Origin of the sequence: Shinella sp. M27 (assembly GCF_049199905.1) — a bacterium.
Taxonomy (GTDB): Bacteria; Pseudomonadota; Alphaproteobacteria; order Rhizobiales; family Rhizobiaceae; genus Shinella.
The window spans coordinates 206,571-211,177 of record NZ_JBLZPK010000027.1; the positions used below are offsets into that span (position 1 = coordinate 206,571).

Below are 4,607 nucleotides of genomic sequence, written 5' to 3' on the forward strand. Positions count from 1 at the left end.
ACGGAGGAGAGATAGGGGGGCTTTCGCGCCGTGGTGGCAGAGGTGAGGTCAGAGCGCAAAATGCCGAACCTCACCAGCTGGCTTTCTTCGCGAGACAGCTTTACCGGATCACGCGTCCATTTTCCGCGACCAGCCGCCCGCCCTTGAACACCCGACGTCCCTTCGGCACGGCCACCACAGCTTCCGGCACATGCTCGGCATCGAGCGTGACGAAATCCGCCTTCGCGCCGACGGCGATGCCGTAGCCTTCGAGGCCGAGCGCCTTCGCACTCGCTGCCGTCACCACGTCGAAGGCGGCGCTCAGTTCCTCGTCGGTGTAGAAGCCGGAGCGATAGCCGATCATCATCGCGCGGCCGAGCATGTCGCCGTCGCCATAGGGCCACCAGGAATCGCGGATATTGTCGCTGCCGGCGAAGACGTTGACGCCCTCCGCGCGCAGCAGTGCGACCGGCGGGAACGCGTGGTCGCCGGGGGCGTTGGTCATGATGGAAACGCCTGCGGCGGCGATCTTCCCGCCGATGTGGCGGGCGCCATCCGCGTCGAGATTGCCGAGACCATAGGCGTGGCTGATCGCCACCCTGCCCTGCATTCCAAGCGCCACCGTACGGGCGCAGATTTCCTCCACCGTGAAGACGCCGAGCGAGCCGAAATCGTGCAGGTGGATATCGACTCCGACGCCGCGTTTCTCCGCCACGCCGAAGACCACGTCGAGATGGCCTTGCAGGTCGCGGTCGAAACTTGCCGGGTCAAGGCCGCCGACGAGATCGGCGCCCATCGCGATCGCCTCGTCCAGCAGTGCGGCCGTGCCGGGGCTCTTGAGAATGCCGCTCTGCGGGAAGGCGACGAGCTGGATACCGATGATCCCCAAGTACTCCTCGCGGATCGCCAGGATCGTCTCCAGCGATTTCAGGCCGACCGAAGCATCGACCATGACATGGCTGCGCATGGAGAGGGAGCCGTGTCCGACGCAGAGCTCCAATTGCTTGCGGGCACGCTCCGCCATCGGGGCTGCCTGCGCCATGTTCTGAGCCTGGAAGACCACGCGCTCATGCACGTCGAACCCGTTGGTGCAGGCTTTGTGCGGAATCCATTTGTCGCCGTAGAAGCTGGTATCGAGATGGATATGCCCCTCTACGAAGGCCGGCACGAGAAGCGCCCCCGCGATGTCCACACTCTCCGCCGCATCGGCCGCCGAACCGGCCGGCACAATCGAGACGATGCGGCCGCCGGCAACGCCGATATCGTTCAGCGTGCCATCCGCCAGCTTTGCATTGATAAACAGGGTTTCGATGCCGGCCATGCTGTCGCGCTCCATTTGCACAGGGGTCAGCCCGCCCATCCGAGGCAGGCCGAAAACTGTATGCAATAACGCGTGAAAATCGTATTCGGTCAATAGGCCGCGGCGACGGCCGCATTGCCCAGCACCACGATGGGTGTACCGTTCTGGACGCGGCTGAATAGATCGACCACATCCTGGTTGATCATGCGCACGCAGCCCGACGAGACGGACTTGCCGATCGTCCACCATTCGGGCGAGCCGTGGATGCGGTAGAGCGTGTCTTCCTTGTCCTTGAAGATATACATGGCGCGCGCGCCGAGCGGGTTTTTCAGGCCCGGCTCCATGCCGCCGTTGCGCGAACTGTAGGGCTCCAGCTCCGGCTGGCGGGCGATCATCTCGTCCGGCGGCGTCCAACGCGGCCAGGCGCGCTTGTACTGGATCACACCGCGGCCCGCCCATTCGAAGCCGGCACGGCCCAGGCCGACGCCGTAGCGCATCGCCTGCCCGTCTTCATAGGTGAGGTAAAGGAAATGGCTCGCCGTATCGACGACGATGACGCCGGCACGCTCGCCGGTCGGGTTGGGCACCATCTGGCGATAGAAGCGCGGATCGATCTTCTGGTAGGGAATGGCCGGCAGCGGATACGGCTCGTCGTCCTTCGGGCCGTACATGGCGGCATAGATGCTGGTATCGACGACCGGGTCGGCGTGGATCACCATCCTCGGCTGCTGCGGCGTCGTGCAGCCGGCCAGAACCGTGGTTGCCAATCCTGCGCTACCGAGCAGGAAGGAGCGGCGGGTTACGCTTTCACCAGTCAAGGAATGCCCTCACACCTCAATCGTCATAGGGATCGGCCAGCGCGGCATCGGGCCGGCTGACCGGATATTTCGTTCGCGAAATGCGGGCAGCCATGCCCTTCGCACCCTGCTGCTTCAGGAGCGAGCGGAAGCTCGGATGCATGCCGCCGTCCACATAGGCGAAGCTCGAAACCGGTGTGGCGCTCGCAAAAGCCGCATCCAGCTTCTTTTGTTCCGCACCGATCTTCGCGATCACATCATTTTGAGCGCCATCGACGGTAGCCGGGCACTGGGCGAGCGGATCGTCAGGCTCGCCATTGACGAAATCCCGGTTGAAGACATAGCGGCCGCCGCAGACGGACACCTTTGGCTGCTTGCGCGTGAAGGCGAAGGCGTCATAGCCCTCCTTCAGCGTGCGCCAGAAAGGCATGTTCGGATCGCCCTTGTGCTTGGCCATGTTCTCCGTCGTCATGCGGAAGGGATAGGCCTGCACCTGGAAACGCTCCTGGCCGCTATCCAGCGCCTTCTGCACGATGGCGTAGATCTCGCCGACGCCCTGGTCGGTCATGGCGTAACAGCCCGATGACGAGCAGGCGCCATGCACCATCAGCGCCTCGCCGGAATAGCCGAGCGCCGATTCCAGCCGGTTCGGATAACCGAGATTGAACGAGACGTAGTACTGCGAGTTCGGGTTCAGCATGCCGGCGGAGACATGATAAAAACCTTCCGGCGCCTGGCGGTCGCCGCTCTTCGTCTTGGGCCCGAGCTTTCCGGACCAGCGGCACATCGGATAGGTCTTGAACAGCGCGTACTGGCCGCTCGCATTGACCTTCCAGACCTCGAGCTCGCTTTCCTGCTTGAAGATACGCACCAGCACAGGGCTTTCCGGCCGCATCTTCTTGGCCGCCATCTCCGCCTTCACCTTGCTGGACAGCTGCGGCGCTTCGGCAAGCGAGGCGACATCCATGGCCATGCAGCCGGCCAGCAGGCTGCCGGCGACGGTCGCGGCGGCGAGGCGCGCGAAGAGCGAGAGACGCGGACGGGTGGTTTCACGAGAAAGGATATGGCGAAGCGCAAACATGGATCGGTTTCGATTGCTGGGGCCGGTGTTGAATATCGGGGCGCCGCGACTGGCGGCGCATCTCGTGCCTAGAGTCCAAGCGATTGCTTAGAACTTCGTTAATCTTATGACCCGGAAGGGTCGTTGCCCGGCATCATGCCGTGGGAATGCCGCGAATCCGGCATCGATCTTGCGGAGAGCATAAACCCTCAAGCCGCTTGAGCTTCAAGACCAGCTTTGCGGCTTTCTTTCGTCGTGAGATCACACGGCGAACAAAATATCGTTAGGATAGTTCTCCTTTCCAGGATCGGGAGGTGAACGACATGGAACGAGTGACCGGTGGCTGCGTGTGCGGCAATGTCCGTCTTGAGACCTCGGGTTCTCCCTATCGGGTCGGGATCTGCCATTGCCTCGATTGCCGCAAGCATCACGGCGCGCTGTTTCACGCCTCGGCGATCTTCCCGCGCGATGCGGTGACCGTGACGGGCGAGACGCGCGATTATGCAGGGCGCTTTTTCTGCCCCCGCTGCGGCTCGCCGGTTTTCGCCTGCACCGGCGATGAAATCGAGGTCAATCTCGGCGCGCTGAATGCGCCCGACCAGTTCACGCCGACCTACGAGCTCTGGACGATCCGCCGCGAAACCTGGCTGCCGCCCTTTCCGCTGGCGCGGCATTATGAGCGGGATCGGGAGAACCCCGGCCGCACTGAGCCTTAACCGAACGATCACGCTTGATTTGCCGGCCGCCCCGGCACATCTGTGGGGGAGTGCGTTTCAGGAGGGCAGACCATGCTGACGATCGGCGATCTTTCCAAGGCCACGGGCGTCAAGGTTCCGACCATCCGCTATTACGAGCAGATGGGCCTGCTTTCCCATGCCGAGCGTTCCGAGGGCAACCAGCGGCGCTATTCCAGCGGCGAGCGTGACCGCCTCACCTTCATTCGCCACGCCCGCGATCTCGGGCTGACCATCGATGCGATCCGCGAGCTGATCGAGCTCAGCCAGCATCCCGAACGCCCCTGCCACGACGCCGACCGCATCGCCGCCGAGCAGCTGAGCACCGTGCGGCGCAAGATCGAGCGCCTGCAGAAGCTGGAGGCCGAGCTGGTGCGCATCACCAGCCATTGCCATTCCGACCAGATCCGCGACTGCTATGTCATCCGCGCACTGGCGAACCACGATCTCTGCCAGGACGAACACGATTAAGACGCGGCAAGCCGCTTCAATTTCTGAAGCTGCGCCGCGCGTGGCTCATGCATGTCGAGCATGCCCTGCAACCGGCCATCCGCCCGGATGAGGAAAAGCCCGGCGGTGTGCTCCATCGTGTAGCTGTCCGATTCCGTCGCGACCTTCCTGAAAAAGGCGGAAAAGGCCTCTGCCGCCTCCTTGGTCTGGGCAGCATCGCCGCGCAGCGCGATGATGCGCGGGTCGAAGGATGTCATGTAGAGTTTCAGAAGCTCGGCCGTGTCGCG

The 4,607-nt window shown here is 63.4% G+C and carries 6 protein-coding genes; 2 read left to right on the plus strand and 4 right to left on the minus strand.

Annotation, left to right across the window (positions count from 1 at the left end):
- Positions 1 to 100: 100 nt before the first annotated feature.
- From ACOZK4_RS10830 to ACOZK4_RS10840, 3 genes are all read right to left on the minus strand, one after another.
- Positions 101 to 1,300, minus strand: a complete 1,200-nt coding sequence (locus tag ACOZK4_RS10830) for an amidohydrolase family protein (protein WP_421591897.1) — start codon at positions 1,298 to 1,300, stop codon at positions 101 to 103.
- A gap of 89 nt (positions 1,301 to 1,389) precedes the next feature.
- Entirely contained in the window at positions 1,390 to 2,097 is a 708-nt protein-coding gene (locus ACOZK4_RS10835; RefSeq protein WP_421591898.1) for a L,D-transpeptidase, read from the minus strand.
- 16 nt (positions 2,098 to 2,113) lie between these two features.
- A complete protein-coding gene (locus tag ACOZK4_RS10840; protein ID WP_421591899.1) occupies positions 2,114 to 3,157 on the minus strand; it encodes a hypothetical protein in 1,044 nt (347 codons plus the stop codon).
- Between the two features lie 302 nt (positions 3,158 to 3,459).
- Between ACOZK4_RS10840 and ACOZK4_RS10845 the strand changes: the two genes are divergently transcribed.
- Both ACOZK4_RS10845 and ACOZK4_RS10850 read left to right on the plus strand, forming a co-directional pair.
- Positions 3,460 to 3,852, plus strand: coding sequence for a GFA family protein (locus ACOZK4_RS10845; protein ID WP_421591900.1), 393 nt, complete (start codon positions 3,460 to 3,462; stop codon positions 3,850 to 3,852).
- Between the two features lie 72 nt (positions 3,853 to 3,924).
- Positions 3,925 to 4,341, plus strand: coding sequence for a MerR family transcriptional regulator (locus ACOZK4_RS10850; protein WP_244760015.1), 417 nt, complete (start codon positions 3,925 to 3,927; stop codon positions 4,339 to 4,341).
- On the opposite strand, the gene ACOZK4_RS10855 is transcribed toward ACOZK4_RS10850, so the two are convergent.
- Positions 4,338 to 4,607: SCO family protein (locus ACOZK4_RS10855; protein WP_421591901.1), on the minus strand; the 270-nt coding region annotated here is incomplete at its 5' end. The genes ACOZK4_RS10850 and ACOZK4_RS10855 overlap by 4 nt on opposite strands.